General features: G+C 31.6%; 26 protein-coding genes and 1 pseudogene. 10 read left to right on the top strand and 17 right to left on the bottom strand.

The window, feature by feature from the left end; all coding sequences use genetic code 11:
- Positions 1-68: 68 nt before the first annotated feature.
- From IPJ23_17285 to IPJ23_17355, 15 genes and pseudogenes are all read right to left on the bottom strand, one after another.
- On the bottom strand, positions 69-188 hold the full coding sequence (locus IPJ23_17285) for a HAMP domain-containing histidine kinase (GenBank protein ID MBK7632418.1): 120 nt from the start codon (positions 186-188) through the stop codon (positions 69-71).
- A gap of 1,715 nt (positions 189-1,903) precedes the next feature.
- Entirely contained in the window at positions 1,904-2,218 is a 315-nt protein-coding gene (gene fliD / locus IPJ23_17290; protein MBK7632419.1) for a flagellar filament capping protein FliD, read from the bottom strand.
- Positions 2,219-2,740: 522 nt separating this feature from the next.
- Positions 2,741-2,935, bottom strand: coding sequence for a hypothetical protein (locus IPJ23_17295; GenBank protein ID MBK7632420.1), 195 nt, complete (start codon positions 2,933-2,935; stop codon positions 2,741-2,743).
- A gap of 236 nt (positions 2,936-3,171) precedes the next feature.
- Positions 3,172-3,342 (bottom strand): hypothetical protein, encoded by a 171-nt coding sequence (locus IPJ23_17300; GenBank protein MBK7632421.1) that lies wholly within the window; start codon positions 3,340-3,342, stop codon positions 3,172-3,174.
- Positions 3,343-3,554: 212 nt separating this feature from the next.
- Positions 3,555-4,311, bottom strand: a pseudogene (locus tag IPJ23_17305) (flagellar biosynthesis protein FliC).
- Between the two features lie 176 nt (positions 4,312-4,487).
- Positions 4,488-4,751, bottom strand: coding sequence for a hypothetical protein (locus tag IPJ23_17310; protein ID MBK7632422.1), 264 nt, complete (start codon positions 4,749-4,751; stop codon positions 4,488-4,490).
- Positions 4,752-5,457: 706 nt separating this feature from the next.
- Positions 5,458-5,766 carry a hypothetical protein gene (locus IPJ23_17315; GenBank protein MBK7632423.1) on the bottom strand — a complete coding sequence of 103 codons (309 nt, stop codon included), beginning with the start codon at positions 5,764-5,766 and terminating at the stop codon, positions 5,458-5,460.
- Complete coding sequence (locus IPJ23_17320) at positions 5,756-6,025, bottom strand: glycosyltransferase family 2 protein (GenBank protein MBK7632424.1); 270 nt, start codon at positions 6,023-6,025, stop codon at positions 5,756-5,758. Before IPJ23_17320 ends, IPJ23_17315 begins: the two co-directional genes overlap by 11 nt.
- Before the next feature lie 3 nt (positions 6,026-6,028).
- Positions 6,029-6,976 (bottom strand): hypothetical protein, encoded by a 948-nt coding sequence (locus tag IPJ23_17325; GenBank protein ID MBK7632425.1) that lies wholly within the window; start codon positions 6,974-6,976, stop codon positions 6,029-6,031.
- Between the two features lie 44 nt (positions 6,977-7,020).
- Positions 7,021-7,557, bottom strand: coding sequence for a glycosyltransferase (locus tag IPJ23_17330; GenBank protein MBK7632426.1), 537 nt, complete (start codon positions 7,555-7,557; stop codon positions 7,021-7,023).
- A 925-nt stretch (positions 7,558-8,482) separates the two neighbouring features.
- Positions 8,483-8,767 carry a hypothetical protein gene (locus IPJ23_17335; GenBank protein ID MBK7632427.1) on the bottom strand — a complete coding sequence of 95 codons (285 nt, stop codon included), beginning with the start codon at positions 8,765-8,767 and terminating at the stop codon, positions 8,483-8,485.
- Between the two features lie 384 nt (positions 8,768-9,151).
- Positions 9,152-9,448: a hypothetical protein gene (locus IPJ23_17340; protein ID MBK7632428.1), complete on the bottom strand. Its 297-nt coding sequence runs from the start codon at positions 9,446-9,448 to the stop codon at positions 9,152-9,154.
- Complete coding sequence (locus tag IPJ23_17345; protein ID MBK7632429.1) at positions 9,421-9,822, bottom strand: hypothetical protein; 402 nt, start codon at positions 9,820-9,822, stop codon at positions 9,421-9,423. Before IPJ23_17345 ends, IPJ23_17340 begins: the two co-directional genes overlap by 28 nt.
- Before the next feature lie 79 nt (positions 9,823-9,901).
- Complete coding sequence (locus IPJ23_17350) at positions 9,902-10,105, bottom strand: hypothetical protein (GenBank protein ID MBK7632430.1); 204 nt, start codon at positions 10,103-10,105, stop codon at positions 9,902-9,904.
- A gap of 209 nt (positions 10,106-10,314) precedes the next feature.
- Positions 10,315-12,159, bottom strand: a complete 1,845-nt coding sequence (locus IPJ23_17355; GenBank protein MBK7632431.1) for a hypothetical protein — start codon at positions 12,157-12,159, stop codon at positions 10,315-10,317.
- 729 nt (positions 12,160-12,888) lie between these two features.
- Here IPJ23_17355 and crtI point away from each other — a divergent pair.
- From crtI to IPJ23_17390, 7 genes are read left to right on the top strand one after another with little or no spacing between them, the layout of a single operon-like run.
- Complete coding sequence (crtI, locus tag IPJ23_17360; protein MBK7632432.1) at positions 12,889-14,367, top strand: phytoene desaturase; 1,479 nt, start codon at positions 12,889-12,891, stop codon at positions 14,365-14,367.
- Positions 14,348-15,193, top strand: a complete 846-nt coding sequence (locus IPJ23_17365; GenBank protein ID MBK7632433.1) for a phytoene/squalene synthase family protein — start codon at positions 14,348-14,350, stop codon at positions 15,191-15,193. Before crtI ends, IPJ23_17365 begins: the two co-directional genes overlap by 20 nt.
- Entirely contained in the window at positions 15,194-15,883 is a 690-nt protein-coding gene (locus tag IPJ23_17370; protein MBK7632434.1) for a lycopene cyclase domain-containing protein, read from the top strand.
- Positions 15,884-15,907: 24 nt separating this feature from the next.
- On the top strand, positions 15,908-16,894 hold the full coding sequence (locus IPJ23_17375) for an aromatic ring-hydroxylating dioxygenase subunit alpha (GenBank protein ID MBK7632435.1): 987 nt from the start codon (positions 15,908-15,910) through the stop codon (positions 16,892-16,894).
- A gap of 2 nt (positions 16,895-16,896) precedes the next feature.
- Complete coding sequence (locus IPJ23_17380; GenBank protein MBK7632436.1) at positions 16,897-17,634, top strand: class I SAM-dependent methyltransferase; 738 nt, start codon at positions 16,897-16,899, stop codon at positions 17,632-17,634.
- A 12-nt stretch (positions 17,635-17,646) separates the two neighbouring features.
- Complete coding sequence (locus IPJ23_17385; protein ID MBK7632437.1) at positions 17,647-19,158, top strand: oleate hydratase; 1,512 nt, start codon at positions 17,647-17,649, stop codon at positions 19,156-19,158.
- Positions 19,155-19,622, top strand: coding sequence for a DUF2141 domain-containing protein (locus tag IPJ23_17390; GenBank protein MBK7632438.1), 468 nt, complete (start codon positions 19,155-19,157; stop codon positions 19,620-19,622). Before IPJ23_17385 ends, IPJ23_17390 begins: the two co-directional genes overlap by 4 nt.
- 138 nt (positions 19,623-19,760) lie before the next feature.
- Here the strand turns inward: IPJ23_17390 and mtgA are convergent, their stop codons facing one another.
- Positions 19,761-20,495 carry a monofunctional biosynthetic peptidoglycan transglycosylase gene (gene mtgA / locus IPJ23_17395; GenBank protein MBK7632439.1) on the bottom strand — a complete coding sequence of 245 codons (735 nt, stop codon included), beginning with the start codon at positions 20,493-20,495 and terminating at the stop codon, positions 19,761-19,763.
- Positions 20,496-20,506: 11 nt separating this feature from the next.
- Positions 20,507-20,731, bottom strand: a complete 225-nt coding sequence (yidD, locus tag IPJ23_17400) for a membrane protein insertion efficiency factor YidD (protein ID MBK7632440.1) — start codon at positions 20,729-20,731, stop codon at positions 20,507-20,509.
- A 190-nt stretch (positions 20,732-20,921) separates the two neighbouring features.
- On the opposite strand from yidD, the gene topA reads away from it, so the two are divergent.
- The 3 genes from topA (at position 20,922) to IPJ23_17415 (ending at position 25,765) form a co-directional block, all read left to right on the top strand.
- A complete protein-coding gene (gene topA, locus IPJ23_17405) occupies positions 20,922-23,267 on the top strand; it encodes a type I DNA topoisomerase (GenBank protein ID MBK7632441.1) in 2,346 nt (781 codons plus the stop codon).
- A gap of 142 nt (positions 23,268-23,409) precedes the next feature.
- Positions 23,410-24,222, top strand: coding sequence for a prolipoprotein diacylglyceryl transferase (gene lgt, locus IPJ23_17410; protein ID MBK7632442.1), 813 nt, complete (start codon positions 23,410-23,412; stop codon positions 24,220-24,222).
- A gap of 154 nt (positions 24,223-24,376) precedes the next feature.
- The gene (locus IPJ23_17415) at positions 24,377-25,765 is read left to right on the top strand and encodes an aminopeptidase P family protein (GenBank protein ID MBK7632443.1); all 1,389 of its coding nucleotides are present in this window, start codon (positions 24,377-24,379) and stop codon (positions 25,763-25,765) included.
- Positions 25,766-25,817 lie beyond the last annotated feature (52 nt).

A 25,817-nucleotide genomic window follows, 5' to 3' on the forward strand; every position in this document is an offset into this window, starting at 1 on the left:
AATTTTATAAAGAACTTTCGATCCCTGTTCGTAAGTATACTTAAAATCAATTTCTGCATTAAACCCATTTAAAAGTTTTTACAAACACTAAGACCAAGTCCTGTACCCTGTTTTTTACTTGTATAAAAAATCTTCAAATATTTTTTTTCTTTATGATCGTCTTCAATGCCGATACCATTATCCTCCACTTCCCAACAGACTACTTTTTTTCATTATCATCATCCATATAAGATCTTACAAAGATAGTATTTCTGAGTTTTCAGCTTCAATAGCATTAGTAATAAGATTTAAAAACACCTGTAATAATTTATCTTTTGAAAATAAATAAATGGCAGATTGAAGCTCCCAGTTCAGTTTCAATAACATATTAATTCTGCAAGCATTACTTTGCATATTATTTACAGCTATTTGGGTTACATCATTAATAGAACATAATTCTGTTTCAAGATTATGTTTTTAGAAAAGTCAGAAAAATTCTGAATAAGAAACATCATTCTATCTGTTGCTCCGAACATGATTGAATACTTTCTGCAGCGTCATCAGAAATTTGTGAACGCATTGTTGAGAGAGATAATCTAAATTAAGTTTTAGTGCAAAGAGTGGATTTCTAATTTCGTGAACAAGACTTCATGAAAGTTTACCAAGCAATTTGAAGTTTATTATTGAGTATGTCGTATTCTACTCATCTCATCCGCAAAATGAAACTGATAAACTGAAAATTATTTGTTAGTAATACAAAACATTATATCCCAATAAAAGAAGTATTACGAGAGGAAAATAGCAGATCGGTAGTAGCCCTTACTTACCGGATCTCCTTTAAAAATAGTCTGCAACTGCTTGCTAAGCACTTCATCAGAGTTATAAAAACCGCTGTCTATCTTCTTCTGTGGATTTCCGCTAAGTTTTTTGTTTCACTTGTACTTTGCATTGCTATTGCTTGTTTAGAAATTTCAATTTTATCTTTTTAGATACATCAGGATTTTTTACCGATGGCTTTCCAACTTTTGTCTAACAATGATAAATGATGATAATACTTTTCTGATTTACGCAACCTTACCTATTGTAGATCGTTATTTTTTCTGGTTCTGATTAAGTTCTATCTTTCTGAACCACTTTGAGCTTATTAGCCCATCTTTGTTTACATTATCGTACTCTACTACAAATATATTTAGCCATTTGTACAATTTTTTTGATGGCCTGAAATTATTACCGATTTTTGACCGTTTTACAACTTTTATTCTTAGTTGCAGCTTTCATTTTTTTGTTTCGCTGATGCAAATTTTCATCAAAATTTTCTTCCAGTTAAAGTGCTAAGATCCTCAAAAAACTTCGCTTAAGTTTTCAACTTCCTCTATTTGATTGTATTGATTAATTACTGCTCCATCTTTTAGGAAAAGATCAGATCCAAATGAACCTGTTGAGGACAATAGCGAGCTAAGTTGAATTTGCAATTGGATATATCTATTTCTAAGCACTTCGGCATCTTTATCAATCTTTGTTCTGATTTTAGTTATCGAATCCCAAGGGTTCCAACGTTAGTATCAATTGTGTTTTTTCTATTTGTAAGATACCCTTTGTAACCTGTGTAGTGATAATTTATTATAAAGATTTTACCTATTCCGAATCTGAAATAAAGTTTGTTCAACTTCTTCCATATTATTTTCTGAATGCATTGTTCAATTGATCTGAATCAGTAATCGACAGACCAGTGGTGCTGTTAAATGTAATACCCATTTCTGTAAGTGAATTAATTGTTCCAGAACCCAATCCGCCGATAGGTGAATATGCGGTTGAACATAGAAACTTAGCAATGAGCTGCCCGAGGCATCACCAATGCTCCTCTAATTCCGTCGCTTTGAAGTAGTGTTTGTTTTTATATAATTGCAAACATCATTAAAAGAAGTTATAAACTCATCAATTTTGTCTTTACAGAACTTACATCATTTGCAGTATCAACGGTTACTTCATTTTCATCGATAGCCATTACAGATTTTAAATTAAGAGTTACTCCTGCAACAACATCAGTAATACTATTTGAGTTTCGTTCAATGTTTGACCCGTTAAAAGTTAGTTTAGAATTTGTAAAGATAAATTGTGAACATATCCGCTGCATCCTATCCGTTTTCATTTTTGTACGAATGCGGCTCCTATTGGCCTTCCAAGATTGAAAACCAAATTCACCAAGGATGCCACCAGATAAATCTGAAAGATCTTCCAATCTTAAAATCGGCTCCGGAGTTTTTTGCAGTTAATGAAATCAGTACGCTAAACCGTTTGAGGGAGAAAAAGAATTGCCGAAACAATTCTGGAAGCGCCTTTTTCTTTATCAAGCAGGAATTCCAAGTCCAGAAAGCGGTAGTGCCTGTATCACCACATTAGAAACATATTTGTTGGAATCAGTTACAGTTAATTTTAATTAACTTTTGAAACCATCAACAACTTTTTTCTGCAGCTAATCCGGAAACATTATCTAACTGTGTTATAATGCTGTCAATTATCTCATCATAAGTCCTATGGAATAATCTGTTGTTTCAGTTCCATTCATATTAAAAGTAAACGATCCGCAGATAAAGTACCGCCGGAAACAGAAGTGGATGTAACAACTGCTTTATCATTATTTATAGCTTTGGTAACAATGCTAGAAAGATCTTCAAAGGATATATTTCCATCAGTAAAATCACTTGCTTCAAGCAGACTGAAACATTACTTGTGAACTGCCCACCTTCACCATCACCACCTTTTATTGCAAAAGTATAAGTCCCTGGTGTTGTGATTGAGGAAAAATCTGCAGATTTTTATCTAAGGAAACAACTAAATCATTTTTTGCAAGTTGATTTACGCGAAGAGCAAAAGCTCCTTTTTGAGCAGCAGTACTTGCACTTACCGTAACGGCTGTTGTGTTGCTTGAGGTTGCTTTTTTACTGCAAACGCAGATGAAGTTCCAGTTGCTTTTAAAATAGACATTTTACTCTTGGAGTGCATCAACTTTTATTAATAAGCCTGAGTAAATATTGGAGATACTTGACTACTTTGTTTTACGTGTTTCCAAGAGGTAAATACTTTTTTGAGATTCATTGCTTGTGTAGCTATACACTAATGAATTTATCCCGAAGTTGTTAAAAGATCATAAGCCATTGCAAAACCTATTTGTTTTCAATTGCTTTTATCCAGCTATCTCTTAGTTCGGATAATATTGTTGTAACTATTCAAAATTTCCTTTTCGTGCCTGATCCTGGCAGAACTGATAAGTTTTATCAAGTTTATTGCAAGATCTTTATAGCTTTCATCATCAAATCTTAGAAATCCTATTAACTCTTGAATTGCATTATTTGTTTTAATCATATCTTTCTTTCGGCGTGAACAACGGCAAAATCAAAAACTTTAATAAAAAGTTGTTCCAAGAGAAGCATTAAGAATCTGATTTGTTAGATAAGGATTAAGTTTACTTTTATTTAGCATAGTAGCTTGATACATTTTTTATTTTTCCCAGTTCTTTCTTAAAAATACCCCCGAAGAAATTTCCTCAGGGGAACACCCAGTTACTTATTTAAAGATTATCTAAATAAAGATAGAAGACTTTGTGGAGCTGCGTTAAGTGTACCTAACATTGCTGTCCCAATTTGTGTTCCTATCTGACCTTTAGTTGCATTCAATTGTTCCATTGCCATATCTGCATCGAACAGACTTGAAATCAATGCCGTGTTATTAGCAATTGAAGCTGTAAGATATTCTTCTCTTGACGCAAAAGTTTGACTGTAGTTACCATGTAACCTAAAGCTGTTTTAATATCAGCTTGGAAATCAGTTACTGCTTGAGTTAATGATCCAGCATCACCAGCTTTTTACCGCATCTAAAGCTGTCTGGTTGTCGTCATATCAACTTGAGCACCGATGTTAATAACAGATGAAGCAGATCCGCCAGAGCCAAATGAACTGCTTGTACTTGCAAGAACGTCTGTTCCGTTGATCTTTGTATTAGAAAGAATACTCTGAATTTCGTCTGCAATTGCTTTTAACGTCTTTTTGAAGACTTTCTTGACTCTTTAATGGGTCTTTTGCGTCTTCTTGTTTAGCAATAATCTGATTTAATTTGTCGTCAACAAGTATTAAAGCAGATTCAGCGGTTGATAACCAGTTCTTACCTGAAGAAATGTTATTCAACTGAGCTTTCATTTTCAAGTTACCTGCTTCTAATTCTTTTCCAACTTTAAAACCAGAAGTATCGTCGCCTACACTGTTGATCTTTCATTGTAGCAAGACGTAACTGTGCTTTGTTTGTTTGAGCACTAACTTTTGAAAGTGCGTTGTGCATAAATGCATCAAGGTTGGTGTTAATTTGAAAAGCCTATGAGAGAACCTCCGTGTTATTTTAATCAAGCATCCTTTGCTTGATTGTTTGTTAATGTTGTTTATTAAAAGAACCTTTTTGTGTTCTGTTAGATTATCGTAGTCGGTAATAATTTGTTTAGAGGTTTTATAAATAATTTTTTATGCAGGTTGATATGATTCTGAGTTTTTTAGGATTGGATTGAGTTTTTCTTTCAATAAATCGATTTTTTGCTTGATTTGAGGCTTGTCTGAACAATTAGCTTGCAGGCTGTAAAAGCATTGGCTTACGCTCTCATAATCATTTTGTGTAATGTAAATAGAAATTAAATTGATGTAAACCGCAGGATCATTTTCAAATTGTAAAGATTTATTAAACAACTCAAGAGCTTTTAAATGATTCTGAATCGGTATAAATCTGTGCAAGGTTTTTTATAAAGAGTTGATGATTCTGGGAATACTTTTAGTAATACGTCAATCACATTAATAGTTGAGATTTCATCTTTACAATTTTTAATTATCTCAATTACAGTGCTTAAATGTTTTGGCTGAATAATTTTTTTAATAATTCGGAATCAAAATCTTTAACAGAATTTTTATTAAAAGATTTTCAATCAACGATTGTACAATTTCCTTGTTGATGTTCTTATTGTTTGAAATAAAATCAGTTAAATCGATTAATATTTTTCAGCATCATCTTTACAATTTAATTTTAGATGTAAATTTATTGCCCGCAGATACAGATCAATTTGATCTAAAATATTTTCGCTTTCAATTTTTGATTTACAATCAAGTAAATTTTTATTTGCATCTACTGTCAACAAAATATATTTAAGCGCTTCATTAAAATTTTCTGCTCTTCAAAAGATGACATAAATAAGATAGCTAAGTTCTGGTTTTTCTTTTAGATTTTTGAAGGATTTTAATGCGAGCTCTAAAGCGGTTTGCAATTCATTCCTTTCAAACTTAATCTGAGCTTTATAAAACAAGGCTAAACTAAGATAATTAACTGCAAGTGATTTACCTTTAATTAATCTGTTTATCCGCAGCTCTGCTTCATCAAATTTATCTAATGAAATAAGTGTTTGGATTAACTTTAAACTATCATAAACATTTGCTTTTTTTATTTTCGTTAGATAAAAAGCAGTGAAAGGTTTCTTTCTTTTTTTTGTTTCAAAACACCTTCATCAATTGCATAACCGTGATGTATGATTTCTATTTCAGAGTCAATCAATGGAATTTTATTTTTTTTCAGAGAGTCAACTACTTGTTCGTGAACCTTACCTACAAACTCAACTCCCGGAAAATTTGCAAACAATCGAGGATATCTCATAACACTTCCATTTACATCGGAAGTGCCAATACTTTTAACGCTGCAGTAAACTCCAGCAGGAGCGTGTGATTTATACTTTTTAACTTCCTCAATAGAATCATGGTTCATTTTCTTCATCAGCGTCAAGATATAGAATCCAGTTACCGATACATTTAGTTAAAGCAAAATTTCTCGCTGCGGAAAAATCATTTACCCAATCAAAATGAAAAATCTTTGCATTAAAGGATTCAGCAATCTCTATTGTATTATCGGTTGAACCGGTATCAACAATAACAATCTCATCAACAACATCTTTAACCGAAGAAAGACATCTTGCAAGATGTCTTTCTTCATTCTTTACAATCATACTTAAGCTAAGTGTTGGCATCTGTTATTTTTCAACTTCAACTTGTTCAACAAGGCTTTCCAAAAGCGAATTATGGTTTTCTGGTAATGATAAAACTTCATTTACAGATTTAAGAGCTTCAACAGCTTTTGCATTTTCAGGATTATTTTTAACAGCCCATTCAATCATAGTTTTTGATTCCTCAAACATTTCTGTCTGATAGAAGACTTGGCCCAATCCAAAGCAAGCATCTGAAGAAGCTGGATTAAGTTTAAGTGCTTCTTCAAAATAGAATTTAGCTTTTTCAAGATCTTTAACAACTAATGAAATATTTGCTGCAAGCATTAATAAATCTTCTTTCGAGATTATTGAAACTGCATTGTCAGAAGATTCAAAATGTTTTACTGCCGATTCGATATTATTTAATGCTAAATCAAACTCTTTATCTTTAATATTATTTTGGGCGCGTTTGAATCTTTTAACAAAATCATCTCTGTCAATTGAAATAAACAAGCTTCTCTGATGATTGAAAGACTTATTCCTTAACCATATTTCATCTGGATCAGCGCCCCATTTATTAACAAATATTCCTCGATTCGTTTTTAATCTTTCAGCATATTTTTTCTCACCTTCAGCCTTAAAACTCTTGGAACCGAAATGATGAATAAAAACATCTTGCGCTACTACCGTTTTGAATCCAGCCAACTGAGTGCGTAAACAGTAATCGTCATCTTCAAAATTTCCTGGGGTAAATCGCTCATCAAGTCCACCGATTTTTTCTATTACTTCTCGTTTAATAAGCGTGCATAAAAATGCCACTCTAGGAAACTGGAAATATTTGTCTTTGTTTTTCTCTTTAATTGATTTTGCATAGATGTGCATCTCATTAATTGATTTGTAATTAGCTTCTTTGTCTTTTTGAACACCGCTTACTTCATTACTAATCGGACCAACAATACCAATACTATTTTCTGATTCAGCAACCTTAATCAATCTTTCAAGCCAGCCTTCTGTAACAACAATATCGTTGTTTGCAATTAGAATGTATTTACCTTTTGCTGCTTGAATTCCTTGATTGATGGCTTTGGGGAACCCAAGATTTTTGTCGTTATAAATAATTCTAAAATTTCTTTTTGTTTTTCCAATCCCTTTATATACTCTTTTGTATCATCCATACTATTATTATCAACAATTATTAATTCTTCATCTGTGGGATTAAGTTGATTTTTATAAAACGAATCAATAAATTTTTTTGTGTAATCAAGTGAGTTAAATGTTGGAATAATAATAGATATCTTGATTGGGTTTTCTATTGATGTGCTAATAAGGTTCTTATAATACAAATACCATTTTGCTGCATTTTTTTGAATCGAATGTTGTGATAGAACAACTTCTCTTGCGTTTTCTGAAATTATTTCTCTTTTCCTTGAATTAATGATTAAATCTTCGATAGCTTTAATCCAAGAGGTTGTATCATTCTTAACTAATATCCCATTAATTTCATTTATTACAGAAGAATTATATGCTTCAACATCACTTAAAATTGACGCAATCCCAGCAGCAGAATAATCCAACCACTTAATATTTGATTTGGATGCGTTAAATTTATTTTTTAAGCGGAATTAAACCTATATCTATATTAAGCGATTTTAAAATGATTTGCATAATCAGAATAATTGTTAAAATGTTTGGTTACTTACTAACATTACATTGTTTTTCTATTCTTTCTGTTATATCTCCCAAAATAAAAACTCAACTTGTTCTTGGAAACCTTGAATAAATTTCAATAATTGCATCTTCTATTAACATCAAGTCATTTAAATGTGTTTTACTTCCGCTAAAGAGAATCTTTATTTTATTGTTTGCCTTTTTGATCTTATACTCATTTCCCCAAACACTTGTATCAATATAGTTAGGCAGAATTGCAATTTTTGAATTATATTTACAAAATCTTCACGTAAGGAATTTGTAGTTACTGTAATTAAATCTGAATTTTTTAAGTAATCTAGATAATATTCCTTTTTTGAATTATACAATTCATAAAAAGGATGGGCTGGATATAGACTTATCAAATTGTCGTCTATTTCATAAACAATTTTTACTTTTGAATTTCCAATTATTTTTTTTAGCTCTTTAAATGGTATTGTTACAGCAAATTCGCGTTGAACCACAACAATGTCTAATTTCTTAAGATTATCAACTATTATAAAATTTCGAATTGAATTGAAATTCGTTAATGAATGTAGCTTTTCAAGATCAATTAAATTTATAAATTCAATTTGATTTTGTCTTTGAAGTTCATATAGAATCGTAGTTACACGTAGAAAAGGGCAAGCTGAAAAAAAATCAGCTGTAAGAAAACCTATTTTTATTTTTCTCGTATTTTTTGATTTTGTTGTATCATTTGGTAAACCAATTAGAAATTGTTTTTGTTCAATGTTTTGAGAATAATGTCGAACTTCCTTAATAATTTTTACAACATTACCAATTATCTTAAAATTAATTTTCTAAATCTCTTTTATTATTAATTTCTGTTTCATAGACACTTAATAATTCATTAATAACTTTATTTGACGAATAATATTTTAACACAAGTTCCTTAACTTTTCGAACACTATTCAAATTATATTTTTTAATTTCATTTACCATTTCCATTACGTTATATTGCTTTTTAAATCTTCTACCTGATAGATTACATTTAATAATTTCTTCGAAATTATTTTCGGTTACTAAACCGTCACCACCTTGATAATCAAAAACAATAACTGCTCTTTCACAAAACATTGCTTCTAACGCACCTCTTCCCAATGAAAAATTATATCAGAATTTAATATCGCACTCGGACAAAATCTTGATCGCCATTTTGGCCTTTATCTCCAATTATCTCCAGTTTAATTTCTAAAGACTACAAGCACCTATTATAATAGAAAGATGATCTGGGGTAATTTTATTAGATAGAACTAAAGCCTTGCGCGGAAATTCATTGGTGTTTCGGGGGAAAAAAAATTTTCGTCAATTGGATTTCTAATCACTAGAATTTTTTCTTCTGGTATATTGTTGGTCATTAAATTTTCTTTAACCTCTTCACTTACTGCAACAAATCTTGATATTTCTAAATCAACTACTGGGGTTGCTCTATAAATGGGATGACACCGTGTGAAATAAATACTATAGGTAAATATTTAAAATATTTCTTACTTCTATTGCATTTATATTATGATGAATATAGGCAATGTCAAATTCAATATCTTGATAACTTTCTAAATCTTCCACAATAGGGATACCGGCTTCATCAAATTTAATTTTAACATCATTTCCTAAATACTTAGAGTAAACAAAAATCTGATGACCCAAATTTTTAAGCATGGTTGATAGCAATAAAGTATAAACTTCAGTTCCTTGAAATTTTAGTAAATGATGATTTGTAATTAAGATTTTTAAGCTTTTGTTTGTTTGTCCTGCCACCAATAGGAATCCTTTCTGCTCTTTTCTTTCCAGGAAATTAATTTATTTCCAAAATCAGAAACTCCATTATGAACTGCTTTACCTTTTCTCTTTTCCCATTTTTCTGAGTACTGAGGAAAATGTTTTCCATAGTAATCGCAAGTTTTCTCCCATTCTTCAACCGAAATGGCTTTACCATAGTGTCTTACATAACCTAAATTTTCTATTGTTCCTTTACCCAAAGAAACTTCCCTTTGATCTGCATGCTTATAACAAAGTTCATTAGAATTTTTAAACGCTATTATAATTTCTCTAAATTCGGGTCCTAACCATTTTCTTTCAAAATATTTTTTGTCAATATCTTCGGAAGTGATATAAAAATCAAAGAGCTTCATTCTAACAGCAATAACATCATCATCAAAGTTTTTACAAGACTCCAATCAAATTCAATTCTTTCATCAGCATCCAAATAAACTAACCAATCATTTGGTTTTGCATATTTTTCGCTTCCAATAAAAGTAATTGTCTATTTTCAAATTCTGCCTTGGCTCTATCTTTATCCCAAAATGAACCTTGAATTATTTTTTTTACATTTGGATGTGATTTGCAAATTAGCACAGTATCATCTGTTGAACAATCATCATAAACAAAAATTCCGCCTGTGCAGAATCCTGACAAGTGATCGAGAGTTTCTTTTATTATTAATGATTCATTTCGGACTCGGGTTAAACCGATTATTAAAGGTTTATCTTTTCCATATTTCTTTGTTTTTCACTAACTAAGACAATAGTAATGCCATATATTGATGTTAAAAATGAAATAAAACGACAAAGAATTTTTCTAGAAGCTGCTTTAATTCGGATAGTATTGGCTAATTATAGCCAATATTAATTAAGGTAAAGCGGGTTAAGTTTTTCTGTGAATGGGGATAAAAGCTTTTCGGCTTCCGCGATAAGTATTGGTTCCTGGCGTTCTTTTTCTCGTTTTGTCTCTTCAATTTTTCGCTTATGTGATTCTATCCTTTCAATGTATCCCTCAGATAATGCTTTTTGTTTTTGCTCAGCTTCTTTCTTCAGCATATCAAGACTCATCTCTTTTTGTTTCTGCAATTCCAAAGTTCGCTTTTCAAGTTTCTGCTTTTCGTTGGATCTATCGAACAAAACCAATCCGGAAATTAAAGCAGAAATAAAAAATCCGATTACAAAAGTTAGTGATGACCATTTAACTCCTGTTAAAACTACTCTGCCGAGCATAAGATAAAAATCACTTTCAAAATAATTAGAATTGTTAAAGTAACCGGCAATACCGCCAATTATAAAAACAATTATGGATACAACAACATTGTAACTCATAGAATTCCTAAACGAAACCGCTGGATCAAATGAACTTTGATACGGTAAGTTTTTCCTTCTTTCTTCAACTTCCCAAAGTTCATCTTTAACATATTCTTCAATTTGTGTTATTTGCGTAGCAAGTTTTTTTTGCAGGCTTGATTTTATATCGTCAACTTCGTGCTTAAACTGGTTAGAAAGATTTTCACTGTCTTCAATAGATTTTTGATAAAGCTCCATTACTCGATTATAGTTTTCATAAAGCTTTTCTTTTATTTTGGATTGGATATCATCCAGAACAGAATGAAATTTTTCATTAATGTAATTGGCTGCTAAACTTAGAAAGATTGATAGATTATGTGCATGCTGTTCATTTAATTCATACAAAAACTTGATGGTATGTCTTGTCTCATCCGAATAGTATTCGTCAAACTCGTATTTTCTAAGTTGATTTAGACGCTGAACTAAACTTTGCACAATCCTTTTTCTATCTAAATCATTTTCAATAAGGTCTTGCTGGATGTAGTCTGTAAATGGCGCAAACTCGTAATAATAACAAATATTTGGGAACACCGGATTATTTAAAAAGAAATTAAAGGAAACAATACTGCTGCAATCAATTGCATAGTTAAGCCTATCTAGATCAAACTTAAGAATCTCTTTTATTAATGCTTTTGTAAAATCTTCACGCTTCTGAACAGCTGAGAGGTAAGCAAAATAAAATCTTGCTACAATTCCACTATCTTTAATATTTATTGCAAACGATAGTTCTGTAGCCGCTTCTTCATTATTGCCAATTGATAAAAAAGCAAAACTTTTGTAAAGCTGAATTAGGTAAATTAACTCTTTCTTTATTTCTGCCGATAAAGCACTTTCATCAACATATAATTGTGCTTTTATTAATTCTTCAATCGCCTTATAAGGGTTTCGAATAGTTTCTTCAAAAATTAATATTAAGGAATGATAAATTAGATCTATAAATGTTAATGAAGTTGAACTGTTTTTAATTTCTTTTAATGTTAATGCTGCAAACATTTTTCTCTGACTCGGCTCAGAAGCGATAACCCATTTAGTAAAGTTTTTCTTTATCTCAGTTCTATCAGATTGTTGATTTCCAGTTAAATTTTCAATAAATAATTTTTCGCAGGTAGTTAGTAAAGGTGATTCTAAAAGCCAAAACATTGGCGAATTTTCTTTTTTAAGAAATATTTCATCAATGTTTTCCTGAAACTGAAAACTAAAATGCCGCGAACCCATTTTTAGAAAATCTAAATAAGATTCGTTTTTACCTAAATAATTTTTGAAGTAAGTATGTTTAAATTTATTAAACTTAATTGCATTACTTTCAAAAAGATTCTCTAATTGCTCGGTTTCTTGTATTTCTAACTGTTCTAAATCCATTTTATAAAATGTTTTTCTTTCATTATCGGATATTTATTGGTTTTATTTACCTTTTGCTGTATAGATAAAAAGATGGGGGGATTTTGAGAAAGAATTGAGTATAGCATCGCTTACCCAACATAATCCTATGAAATAGTTTTAAATAGATGACAATAATCTGTTCATGGTATTTTACTTGAGGAATACAGTTTTCTAATTATCCGGTTAAACTCTTAATATACTTTATCAGTTATGTTTGTGATATTAAACTAAAAAATATTTCCTCAATACTTGCAAAAACAAAAAAACATTCATAAGTGCAAGAATTGTGAATTTGAGGAAAGAGAGATTTTAATTAAAAACTGCTAATTTAAGAATCGTTTATTTGTTAGTTACATTCCTGCTGATCCCTTTAGTGTTATATATTGAGGTCAGATCCAAACAGATAAAACATAATTTACTGATAAATGGAACTTTTAAAGCGGGAGATGGGTTTTCATTTAAGAACTAAAGGCTAGTAATTTTCTTGAAATAAAGTAAGATTAATCTACTTAAATAAGAAAAATTGGCAATAAGGATTACTGCTAGTAAAATGATTTTTACTGTTCAAATGTTAACTATAACACCTAATTTATGCATAGAAATTGTTGAAAAAAAAGCAGTTAGTATCCTCTTACTATATATAATTAACTGAATCTAAATTATAAAATTACTATCTTATTATACACACATTGGTCATAAAATTATAAAATGAAAAAACTAATTATCATAGGTTCAGGTTTGGGTGGTTTATCCACAGCATTAAGGCTTTCTAAAAAAGACTATGATATAACAGTTCTTGAAAAGCACTCAACTCCCGGTGGAAGACTTAATATAATTGAGCAAGATGGTTTTAGATTTGATATGGGACCATCTTTTATGAGCATGACTTATGAATTTGATGAAATGTTTAAAAGTGCTGGTGTTGATAATCCATTGATTATGAAAGAGCTTGATCCTATTTACCAGGTATTTTTTGAAGGCAGAGAAAAACCTTTTGGAATATTTAAGGATCTGCAAAAATTAGAAAAAGAGTTTGCCGGGATTGAAAATAATTTAGCCCAAAAACTCGAAAAGTATTTGAATAAGGGCGGTGAGTTTTTCCACGATACAGAAGATATGGTTGTGAAATCTAATTATAAAAATAAATTAGATTATTTTCTTAAACTGACTAAGGTTCCTAAAAAGCATCTTCCATATTTATACAGAACAATGTGGAAGGAACTTGAAAATACTTTTGATTCTGAAGAAGTAAGGGTGATCTTTTCTTTGGTTGCATTCTTTCTTGGTTCAACACCATTTCAAACACCTTCAATATATTCATTATTAAGCTATACTGAATTAAAACACAACGGCTATTGGAGTGTAAATAACGGTATGTATAGCATCGTTGAAGAAATGGTAAAAATTCTAAAAGCCAGAAATGTAAAATTTGTGTTTGACACAGAAATTATTGGTGTTGGAAACAACAATGGTAAAGTTTCACAAATGATTGATCAGAATGGAAAAACCTGGGAAGCTGATATTTTCATTTCGAACTCCGATGCTGCTTCTTTTAGAGGAAAAGTTCTTAAACGAGAAAAATTTAGTTCTGAAAAACTTGATGAAATGCACTGGACATTGGCTCCGCTTACAATATATCTTGGCGTAAAAGGAAAGATTAATAATCTTCTACACCATAATTATTTTCTTGGAAGCAACTTTAGAAATTATGCAGATAGTATTTTCACATCTTCTATTAGTCCGCAAAAGCCATACTATTATGTAAATGCTTCCACAAAATCAGATGTAAGTTGTGCTCCTGAAAATCATGAAAATTTATTTATTCTCTGCCCTGTCCCTGATTTAAGATATAAAAAATCCTGGGAAGACAAAGATGAATTGGTAGATAATATTGTCGACGATTTATCCAAACGTATTGGATATGATATTCAAAAAAATATTGTAACTAAAAAAGTATTAGCACCTGATGATTGGGAAAAAATGCTAAATCTGTACAGAGGTTCGGGATTAGGGCTTGCACACGATCTTAATCAGGTTGGCGGGTTCAGACCAAAAAATAAAGACGAGGAATTTTCTAACCTATTTTATGTTGGGGCTTCTACTACGCCCGGAACAGGATTACCGATGGTTGTTATAAGTTCGAAATTAGTAACTGAAAGGATTGAAAATGAGTTTTCAACTATATAAAGATACAAGCTATAAAATAAGCAAGAGGATTACTCTTTCTTATAGCACTTCATTTAGCTGGGGCATAAAAGCATTTGCACCGGAATACAGAGATCCTATTTTTGCAATTTACAGTTATGTTAGAATTGCAGATGAAATTGTTGATACTTTTCACGATTATGATAAAATAGAATTACTGAGAAAATTTGAAGAGGATACTTGGGATGCAATTGAAAAAGGAATTTCTACAAACCCGGTTTTGCAGGCATTCCAGGAAACAGTGAACAAATACAAAATCTATCCTGAATTGATAAAATCTTTTTTAAAAAGTATGGAGATGGACTTGTATAGTTCTTCTTACAATAGCAATAAATATGATAATTATATTTATGGTTCGGCTGAAGTAGTGGGTTTAATGTGTCTTAAGGTTTTTGTAGACGGAAATGATGAAAAGTACAAAGAACTTGAACACTCAGCCAGAATGCTTGGTGCAGCTTTTCAAAAGGTAAATTTCTTGAGAGATATTAAGGAAGATATTAATGAAAGAGGTAGGATTTATCTACCCGGAGTACACGAGCGTGAATTAATTAATAATAAAAACAAAAAGAAACTTGAGGATGGTATCGATTTGGAATTCAGTGATGCACTTAAAGGAATAAAAAAACTTCCTATCAAAGTGAAGCTTGGCGTTTATTCTGCTTACCTTTATTATTATATGTTGTTCAGAAAAATAAAAAGACTTGATGTTGAAGAATTATTAACTGCCAGAGTAAGGATATCAAACTTTTATAAGCTTTATCTATTATTTAAATCTTATTTTGAAGTTAAACTTTTAAAAACAACTTAATTGAAAACTGAATATTTAATTTTTAACATAATTGTTTTTGCAGGTCCATTGCTCTTTGGAGCAATGAGACCTTTTTATTTTATAAATAAGTGGAAATACACAATAGTGCCGATATTAATTCCGGCGATATTTTTTCTTATTTGGGATTCGATTGTAGCTGACTCACATTGGCATTTTAATGATAAGTATGTCTTGGGGATAACATTTTTTAATCTCCCAATCGAAGAAATTTTATTTTTTATTTCAGTTCCCTTTGCCTGTCTTTTTACCTGGGAAATGATTATTAGACGATCTGAAGGGAAAGAATTATTGTGGATCAATAAAATTCGCCTTTATCTATATTTATTAATCCCTATTGGTATTTGGTTTTTTATTTCAGGAAAACATTATACAGGTCTGGCAATATCTTTTTTAGGATTAGCCGTTTTGTTGGATCAACTATTGAACACAAATATTATTTTCCAAAAAAGATTTTACCTTTACCTTCTTCTGGTAATTTTCTTTACTTTAATTTTTAATGGATACTTAACCTGGAGGCCTGTTGTAACTTATAGTGTTCAATATCAATTAGATTTCAGAATATTTACAATTCCAATTGAAGATTTTGTTTACGGTACAGCTTTGATTTTTATGAACACATCTATTTACCAAAAAATCATTAATAAAAAAGAAAGATTATCTAATAAATAATTATTTAAAGTAAAACTTAAAGAAATGTTAAAAAACAAATGGTACTTAATTTGTCCTTCGGATGAATTAAAAAATACAATATTAAAGAAAAGAATTTTTGGCGAAGATATTATTCTTTTTCGCAATCAAGATGGTAGTATAACCGCACTTGAAGATAGATGCTGTCACAGGAATGTAAATTTATCTTTAGGTTATTTAAATAGTAATACAATTGTTTGCGGTTACCACGGCTGGGAATATGATAAAAATGGAAGTTGTGTCAACATTCCTTCACAGCTACCCGGTGATAAAATTCCACCAACAGCTAAAATAAAAAGTTATCCTGTTAAAGATTTTAATAAATGGGTTTGGGTTTTTCTCGGCGATGAAGAAAATTCCGGACAAATAAATCCAACCGATATTCCTGAAATGAACGAATGGCCTTTTACATATAAAGCATATACGTTCAAAGCTGATTTAGAATCCACTGCTGAAAGTTTAATCGATCCCTACCATATTGCCTATGTTCATAGAAATTCCATCAGATCATTTATGGGTCAGATAAAGGAATCCCCTGCAGATTTTAATTTAAAAGTTTTGGATGATGGTATCGAAGGGTTTTATAGAAGAGCAAATGTTGGAACAAAGGCAGAAAAAGTTTATTTCGGTGATAATGAAAACATTGGTACTCGTATTCGGTTTTACTATCCGAATATCTCGCGTTTGGAAATTCGATTTAAAGAAAGAATTCTGCTAATCCTTGAGCATATAATGCAAGTTGATGATGAGCATGTTGAAATGAAGCAAATTACTTTGTGGAAAAATATCTTCCCAAAATTTCCGATGTTTGCAAAATATTTTATGGCTAAAAAGTCAGCAAAGATTGTTGCCGAAGATATTGATTTTCTTTCTTCCAATCTTGAAATACTAAAAAAGACAAAAGACAAATATCATGAAGTAAGTGTAAAAGGAGATGAAGTTTCTCTTGCTTTTAGAAAATTCTGGAGAAAGAAATTGCAGGAGGCAGATTAAAATTGGAAAGCATAAAAGAAACTGAACAAAGCTTATTAAAAAATAAATCTAATGTCCCATTTGAATTTAACCGCGTAGCAAAAAAATATAATCTTGCAACATTTCTAAGCCAGGGCTATCAAAGTGATTTGCAACGAAGTTCTGATCATCTAAACCTTAAGGGGAATGAGTTAGTTCTCGACCTATGCTGCGGAACTGGAAAATCAACTATAAGCTGCTTAAAACATATTACATCAGGAAAAGTTGTAGGTATTGATAATTCAGAAGAAATGCTTAGAGTTGCAAAGGAAAATTATTATAAAAAGTATGATAGAAATAAGTTAGAGTTTGTTCAGAAAGATGTTATGGATTTGGATTTTGAAGATAATAGTGTTGATGCAATATTTATGGCGTACGGCATCCGAAATATGCCCGATTACAAAAAAGCACTGTTAAATCTGTTTCGTATTCTTAAACCAAATGGTAAAATTGTTTTTCACGAATACTCGTTAAGCGGAAGCGTTTTTTCTCATTTATATTGGAAGATTTTGGGATACGGTCTAATTATACCACTTTCAACTTTGATCTCGGGTTCATCAACGATCTTTAAATATCTTGTTAGAAGTGTAGATAAATTCCTCTCCCCTGAGGAATTTTTTAATTTACTTAAGGAATCAGGTTTTGATAATGCAGAAACATACAATATGCCCAGCTGGAGAAAACCAATTTTGCGCACATTTACCGCAAACAAACCAAATTAATTGAAAGCACAAATGAGTTCATCTTTTATTTCAAAAATAGTTAATAAACGTTTAGGTGATTTTAAACAACAGATAAATACTTTAGATTCAACACAGTCATTTGCACTTACTTATCCAAAAAAAGTTGCTGTTGTTGGTGGTGGATTAGCAGGAGTTTCTGCTGCAATATATTTAGCTGAAAGAAATTTTGATGTAACAATATTTGAGAGAGATTCATTTCTTGGGGGCAAAGTTGGTTCGTGGCCTGTTAATTTTCAGGAAGGTTATAAAACAAATGTTGAACATGGTTTTCATGCCTTCTTCAGGCAATATTATAACCTTCGCAACCTTTTGAAAAAAATTGATGCACACAAATATCTTATTCCTATTGATGACTATTTAATAATGACAAAGGATTTGGGTAATTATAGTTTTAAAGAAATTAAAACAACACCAGTCGAAAATATTCTTTCGATGAGAAAAGCTGGCATTTATTCATTTGGGGATATTATTAAGAATCCAAAGTTTAGCCGACTTATATCCCTGCTTAATTACAATAAAGAAACGACATATAAAAAGTTTGATCATGTCTCATTTAAAGAATTTGCAGATGATGTTAATCTGCCTCAACAAATGAAATTAATGTTTACAACATTTTCCCGGGCATTTTTTGCTGAGCCGCAGTACATCTCAATGGCAGAGCTTATTAAAAGTTTTCACTTTTACTTTTTAAGTAATAATCATGGATTAATTTATGATGTGCTAAATGATGATTTTGAAAAAACTTTATGGAATCCTGCTGAGAAATATCTAAACGACCACAATGCAAAAATAAAACTCAATACACCAGTGGATTCAATTGAAAAAAATGCAAATAAATTTCTTGTTAACAACGTAGAGTTTGATTATCTAATTCTTGCTTCTGATATAAAAGGAACAAAAAAAATTGTTAGTAATTCTAAATTTATAAAATCAAACCACCCTGAGTTTTATTCACAAATAAGTAAGCAAAAGCAGTCACAACGCTACGCGGTATTGCGTATCTGGATTGACAAGGATGTCAGGAAAGATGTGCCTTTTTTTATATTTACCGATGCTTTAAAGATACTGGATTCAGTAACGGTTTATCATCGAATGGAAAAAACCAGTGAGGAGTGGGTAAAGAAAAACGGTGGTGGAATTTTTGAACTTCATTCCTATGCAGTGCCGGATGATTTTCCAGAAAGCGAAGTTCGCGATCAATTCTTAAAAGAATTTGAAGAATATTTTCCGGAAATAAAAGACTATCAAATATCGCATGAGTATTTACAAGTAAAAGATGATTTCACTGCTTTTCATACTAACCTATCTGAATCTCGTCCCGAGTTTAAAACAAAAATAGAAAACTTATATCTTGCCGGTGATTGGGTAAAACTTGATTGCCCTGCAATGTTGATGGAAGCTGCAACAACTTCCGCTCTGTATTGTGTAAATGATATCCTCTCTGCAGAAGGTTTAAAACAGGAACCAATTTTTTCTGTCCCTTTAAAAGGAATATTTGCTTGAAAAAATATTTCTCAACATTTCAAATATTAATTGTTGCCAATATATTTTTTCTTCAAGTTCCCACAACTTTTTCACAGGCTAATAAATTAAATAATATTGAACGAGGAACACTTAGTATAAAAATTTCCGGATTTGAGAATGACAAAGGCGACTGTTGGTTCGCCTTAGATAATTCTAAAGATGTCTATGAAAGTAAGGATTCAGTTTTTATTGGGAAAATTCTGACAATAATTAATCGTGGTGTTCAGTTAAGAATTGATTCACTCGAGTATGGATATTATGCGATAAAAGTTTTTCACGATGAGAATTGTAATGGAATACTTGATTTAAATTTTTTGGGTATTCCTACAGAAGATTATGGTTATTCTAATAATGTCAGTGGATGGTTCGGTCCACCTAAATGGGAAAAAACCAGGTTCCTGTTTAATAAAAGTGAAATGACCATCGAAATATCAGTTGATTAATACTCGAGGCAACAAATTTAGATTACTATTTGGCGAAGAAAACATTTTGTGTTGTATGCTTGATATTCAAGATTGAATTAAATTCTGAAGGTGAATTTTTTTTGGAGAGAGTTGAGGTTTCGCAACAATTATTATGGATTATAAATCCTTCAAATAATCTGCACCACCTAAAGAATTTATTTGTCTTATTATCCAATTTTGTCTCCCACGAAGATAACCGCTTGGTTTAACCGCAGAATATTTTTTGGGATTTGGTAACATGGCTGCTAAAAGTGCAGCTTGAGCAATTGTAAGTTTTGAGGCAGGTTTTTTAAAATATGCAACACTTGCGGTTCCAACACCAAAAATTTTATCACCCATTTCTGCAATGTTCATGTGTACTTCAAGAATTCTTTGCTTATCCCACAACAACTCAATTAATAATGCGAAGTACGCTTCAATTCCTTTTCGTATAAAACTTTTTCCTTCCCACAGAAATAAATTTTTTGCTACTTGTTGTGTGATTGTACTTGCGCCTCGAACTCTTCTGCCCCGTTTGTTTTCTTTTAATGCTTTTTTAATCTGCTTAATATCAAATCCAAAATGATTTGGGAAATTCTGGTCTTCAGCAGCTACAATTGCAATCGGCATAAACTTAGAAACATCATCATAATCCACCCAATGATAATTTATTAATTCAAATTCTCCATGAAAGAACGCGGCAATTTGTCTTTGAACCATAATTGAACTTGTAACAGGATTTATCCATCGCATTGCAAAAACAATCAGTATAGTTAATACAAAGAAAATAATCGCAAACTTCATTATCCATTTAAAGATGCGAAATAATTTTTGTTTAAATGATATTTTTTTTGATGATGATTTTTTTGTCATAGAATTAATAATTATGGAACCGGATCATAACCACTTCCGCCCCATGGATGACATCTTGAAATTCTTTTAATTCCCAACCATCCGCCTTTTAACAAACCGTACTTTTTTAAAGCCTCTAAAGTGTAGTGTGAACAAGTTGGAGAATATCTGCATGATGATGGAAATAACGGAGATATTAGTAGTTGATAAATCTTGATAAGCAGAATAAATGGAACTGCTAATAGTTTTAAGATGATATGTAAATGATTTTTATCTGTCAATTCAATCAATATTTGGGATTAACTTATCAAATATTATCATATTTTTTATCATAAAAACGAACAAATGATAAATAAATGACAATGCTCACGATTAAACTTTGAATTTTGTTTTTTTTATCGGTTAATTTGCAAGCGTTTTTTTTAACAATATAATATAATATCATATATGCCAAAAAATTTAGTTATAGTAGAATCACCTGCAAAAGCAAAGACAATTGAAGGCTATCTCGGTAAAGATTTTCTTGTCACATCAAGTTACGGGCACATCCGCGATCTGGAAAAGAAAAACAAAGGTGTTGATATTGAGAACGGATTTAAACCTATCTATAAAATATCAGAAGAGAAAAAGAAAGTTGTTACAGAATTAAAAAAACTTTCTAAAAAAGCTGAAATGATTTGGCTCGCAACTGACGAAGACCGTGAAGGTGAGGCAATTTCATGGCATCTTAAAGAGGCTTTGGAACTTGATGATGATAAAATTCAACGAATTGTTTTTGATGAAATTACTAAAACAGCAATTCTTAATGCGATTAAAAATCCACGAAAAATTGATTACCATCTTGTTGATGCACAGCAGGCAAGAAGAATCTTAGATCGTTTGGTTGGATTTGAAATTTCCGGAGTTTTATGGAGAAAAATACAATCAAAACTTTCTGCCGGCAGAGTTCAATCTGTAGCGGTAAGATTAATTGTTGAACGCGAACGCGAAATTGATGCTTTTGTACCAGAACCACGATTTAAAGTCGTTGCTAACTTTATCGCAGAAGATGACAAAGGAAACAAATCAAATCTTAAAGCTGAGCTTGCTAGATATCTTAAAGATGAAAAAGAAGCTGAAGCATTTTTAAAGGAGTGCTCAAAATCAGAATTTACTATTGCTGATGTTGATAAAAAGCCGGTAAAAAAATCTCCTGCTGCTCCATTTACTACCTCAACTTTACAACAAGAGGCAGCAAGAAAATTGCGTTACTCTGTATCTCGCACAATGTTGCTTGCTCAAAGATTATACGAAGCAGGTAAAATAACTTATATGCGAACTGATTCTGTTAACCTTTCAGATTTTGCTATAGATGCTGCAGAGCAAGCTATTAAAAATGATTTTGGGAAAGAGTATTTACACCGAAGACAGTTTAAAACTAAATCTAAATCTGCTCAAGAGGCACACGAAGCTATTCGTCCTACTGATTTTAATAAAGAATCCGTTGATGGTCCCAAAGATGAGCAGGCTTTATATGAATTGATTTGGAAACGAGCCATCGCATCTCAGATGAGTGACGCAGAAATTGAACGCACAACCGCTAAAATAAAAATATCAGGGAACAAAGATGTTCTGACAGCAAAGGGAGAAGTAATAAAGTTTGATGGTTTCTTAAAAGTTTATCTTGAAGATACAGATGATGAAAACGCAGAAAATGGTGATGATTCAATTTTGCCCCCGTTAAAAGTTGGACAAATACTTGAAATGAAAGAAATTGTTGCAACAGAAAGATATACTCGTCCTTCTGCACGATTTACTGAAGCAAGTCTTGTTAAAAAATTAGAAGAACTTGGAATCGGAAGACCATCTACCTATGCTCCAACTATAAGCACAATTCAAAAACGCGGATATGTTCACAAAGAAGAGCGAATGGGTATTGAGCGTGCTTTTAAAGTTTTAACATTGAACAAGAAAAAAGAAATTAAGCACGAGCAAAAAACAGAAATTACCGGTGCCGATAAGGGAAAACTTTTTCCTGCAGATATTGCGATGATTGTAACTGACTTTCTTAATCAACATTTTCCCCAAATAATGGATTATCAGTTTACAGCGCATGTAGAAGATGAGCTTGATGAAATTGCTCTTGGAAAAATGAGTTATTCAAAAATGCTTGAAGAATTTTATCATCCGTTTCATGAAAAAGTTGAGCACACAACGGAAACAAGCGAACGTGCTTCCGGTGAAAGAATTCTTGGCGTTGATCCAAAAACAAAAAAAACTGTTTCTGTTCGTATGGCGCGTTTTGGTCCAGTTGCTCAATTAACTGATCCAAATGATCCCGAAGCGAAACCAGAATATGCTGGAATAAGAAGAGACCAGAAATTAGAATTGATAACTCTTGAAGAAGCATTAGTATTATTTAAACTGCCACGCGTAGTTGGAAATTTTGAAGAGAAGGAAGTTGTTGCGGCAATCGGAAGATTTGGACCTTACTTAAGACACGATGGAAAATTTTATTCATTAAAAAAAGAATATGATCCACACACAGTTTCTGAACAAGATGCGATAATTGTTATTGAAGCTAAGCGTGTTGCTGATGCAGAAAAGTTTATCAAAGTTTTTGATGAAGATCCAACATTCCAGATTCTTAACGGTAGATGGGGACCATATTTAAAAGCTGGAAAGAAAAACGTTAAACTTCCTAAAGATCGTGACCCGGCTTCCTTTACTTACGAAGAATGTGTGGAGCTTGATAAAAACGCAGTTGAGACTAAAGGTAAGAAACGAGTTTTTAGAAAGAAGAAAGAAGAATAAATTTTAAGTCATTCTAGGCTTGATCCGGAATCTCTAGAAATTTTTTAAGAACCTTAACCCATTCAGGTTGAATATGCTCTTTGCATCGCTTAACACATCAAAGTATATTTATATTTAATTATAAAATAATTGTGAAATTAAAATGACCATATCATCAATTTTCTGGGATGTAAGTCCTGAAATAGTAAAACTCGGACCAATAACTTTGCGCTGGTATGGATTACTATTTGCTTCAGGTTTTGTATTTGGATATTTAATTCTCACTAAAATTTATAAGCTCGAAAAAAAGCCGCAAGCTGATCTTGAACAACTTTCAATTTATGTTATTCTCGGCACTGTAATTGGCGCGCGATTAGGACATTGTTTGTTTTACGATCCCGTTTATTATTTATCAAATCCACTAGAAATACTTAAAGTTTGGGAAGGCGGACTTGCAAGTCATGGTGCGGCCATTGGAATTCCATTTTCAATATATCTTCTTACTAAAAAGCAAAAAGATAAAACAATGTTATGGATTCTCGACCGTGTTGTAATTGTTGTTGCTCTTGCAGCGGTTCTTATTCGGTTAGGTAATTTATTTAATTCGGAAATTATTGGTACTGCAACTGATCTACCATGGGCATTTATCTTTTCAAGGGTAGATGAAGTCCCTCGCCATCCAGCACAATTGTATGAATCAATTTTTTATTTGATTTCTTTTTTAATCCTATATTTTGTGTACTATAAAACTAAAAAAAAATCTAAACAAGGATATATCTTTGGATTATTTCTCGTTTTGATTTTTGGATTCAGATTTTTTATTGAATTTATTAAAGTTGAACAATCTGCGTTTGAAAAAGGAATGGTTTTGGATATGGGACAATTGCTGAGCATTCCATTCGTTATTGGAGGATTATATTTTATGTTTAGAAAACAAAACGAAATTGTAACTAACAAATCAAAAGGGCAAAAATAGATTTTTAACTGAATTTTGATTACTAATTTATGTGATTTTGATTATCAGAAGATAAATCACATTTACTCTTAATTCTCTTGCCCATTCTGGAAACACAAACAATTATTCTCTAATTTTACTACCAATTAAAAACTTTATTCTATAAGGAGCATTTATGTTCGATAAGCAAGTTTATATTGATCGCAGGGCTGACTTAAAGAAAAATTTTAAAAACGGTGTGTTAATATTTCTTGGCAATGACGAATCAGCGATGAACTATGCTGGCAACACCTATACGTTCAGACAGGATAGTTCTTTTCTTTATTACTTTGGACTTGATATACCAAATTTGGTTGGCATTATTGATATCGATGAAGATAAAGAAATTATTTTCGGATATGAATTCACAATAGAAGATATCGTTTGGATGGGACCACAACCAAAACTTCTTGAACTTGCAGACCAAATTGGAGTTGCACAGGCAGAACATGTTGATAATTTAAAAAAATATTTAAAATCTAAAATCACAAAAAAAGTTAAAATTAATTTTCTTCCAACGTACCGTGGCGATCAATCACTTAAGCTTGCAGATTTACTTGGTGAAAATCCTTACAAACTAAAAAGTAAAATCTCCAAAAAATTAATTGAAGCTGTTGTCGCTCAACGTTCTATTAAAGGCGATGAAGAGGTTGCAGAAATTGAATATGCAATGGAAATTGCTTATCAGATGCACATTGCTGCAATGCGTATGGCAAAACCCGGAGTTATTGAAAGAGATATCGCTGGTGCAATTGAAGGAATTGCGGCTTCTTTGGGTGCCGGACTTTCTTTTCCCGCTATAGTCTCTAAAAATGGACAAACTCTTCACAATCATTATCATAATAATGTTTTAAAGGAAGGTGACTTACTTGTTTGTGATGCTGGTGCGGAGTCACTGCTTCATTATGCAAGTGATATTACACGTACAACTCCTGTTGGAGGAAAGTTTTCTTATCGACAAAAAGAAATTTATGAAATCGTTCTTACCGCACAGAAAAATGCTATAAACATGATTAAACCCGGTGTGTTACATTCTGATGTTCATTTAACTGCTGCTAAAATTATTGCGGCTGGTTTATCACAAATAGGAATTATGAAAGGTGATTTAAATGCTGCTGTAAAAGCTGGTGCACATGCACTCTTCTTTCCACACGGACTTGGACATATGATGGGTCTTGATGTACACGATATGGAAAATCTTGGAGAAAATCTGGTAGGATATGATGCGAAAACAAAAAGAAGTGATCAGTTTGGATTGGCTTATTTAAGATTAGCTAAAGAACTACAGCCTGGTTTTGTTTTTACGTGTGAGCCTGGAATTTATTTTATTCCAGAATTAATTGATCAGTGGAAAGCTAAAAAGAAATTTAAGAATTACATTAACTACGATAAGCTTGAAGAGTATCGTAACTTTGGTGGAATTAGAATAGAAGATGATATTTTAGTCACACAAAATGGATACAAAGTTCTTGGTCGTCCAATTCCAAAAGAAATTGATGATGTTGAGGCTTGGGCTAAATCCTAAGAAAGATTTTAACGCCGGTGTGTGAAGACGCAGAGTTTATTTTCTGCGTCTC

The sequence above is a fragment of the Ignavibacteriales bacterium genome, from assembly GCA_016709765.1.
In the GTDB taxonomy this organism is placed as follows: Bacteria; Bacteroidota; Ignavibacteria; order Ignavibacteriales; family Ignavibacteriaceae; genus IGN3.

What these genes read in the sequence shown, in the direction of transcription:
- IPJ23_17355 (MBK7632431.1), bottom strand. Translation starts at nt 12,159, where the DNA reads ATGGATTTAGAACAGTTAGAAATACAAGAAACCGAGCAATTAGAGAAT.
- IPJ23_17385 (MBK7632437.1), top strand. Translation starts at nt 17,647, where the DNA reads ATGAGTTCATCTTTTATTTCAAAAATAGTTAATAAACGTTTAGGTGAT.
- IPJ23_17345 (MBK7632429.1), bottom strand. Translation starts at nt 9,822, where the DNA reads ATGAAGCTCTTTGATTTTTATATCACTTCCGAAGATATTGACAAAAAA.
- IPJ23_17300 (MBK7632421.1), bottom strand. Translation starts at nt 3,342, where the DNA reads ATGATTAAAACAAATAATGCAATTCAAGAGTTAATAGGATTTCTAAGA.
- IPJ23_17415 (MBK7632443.1), top strand. Translation starts at nt 24,377, where the DNA reads ATGTTCGATAAGCAAGTTTATATTGATCGCAGGGCTGACTTAAAGAAA.
- topA (MBK7632441.1), top strand. Translation starts at nt 20,922, where the DNA reads ATGCCAAAAAATTTAGTTATAGTAGAATCACCTGCAAAAGCAAAGACA.
- IPJ23_17320 (MBK7632424.1), bottom strand. Translation starts at nt 6,025, where the DNA reads ATGCCAACACTTAGCTTAAGTATGATTGTAAAGAATGAAGAAAGACAT.
- lgt (MBK7632442.1), top strand. Translation starts at nt 23,410, where the DNA reads ATGACCATATCATCAATTTTCTGGGATGTAAGTCCTGAAATAGTAAAA.
- IPJ23_17335 (MBK7632427.1), bottom strand. Translation starts at nt 8,767, where the DNA reads ATGTTTTGTGAAAGAGCAGTTATTGTTTTTGATTATCAAGGTGGTGAC.
- crtI (MBK7632432.1), top strand. Translation starts at nt 12,889, where the DNA reads ATGAAAAAACTAATTATCATAGGTTCAGGTTTGGGTGGTTTATCCACA.
- mtgA (MBK7632439.1), bottom strand. Translation starts at nt 20,495, where the DNA reads ATGACAAAAAAATCATCATCAAAAAAAATATCATTTAAACAAAAATTA.
- IPJ23_17315 (MBK7632423.1), bottom strand. Translation starts at nt 5,766, where the DNA reads ATGAACCATGATTCTATTGAGGAAGTTAAAAAGTATAAATCACACGCT.
- IPJ23_17375 (MBK7632435.1), top strand. Translation starts at nt 15,908, where the DNA reads ATGTTAAAAAACAAATGGTACTTAATTTGTCCTTCGGATGAATTAAAA.
- IPJ23_17365 (MBK7632433.1), top strand. Translation starts at nt 14,348, where the DNA reads ATGAGTTTTCAACTATATAAAGATACAAGCTATAAAATAAGCAAGAGG.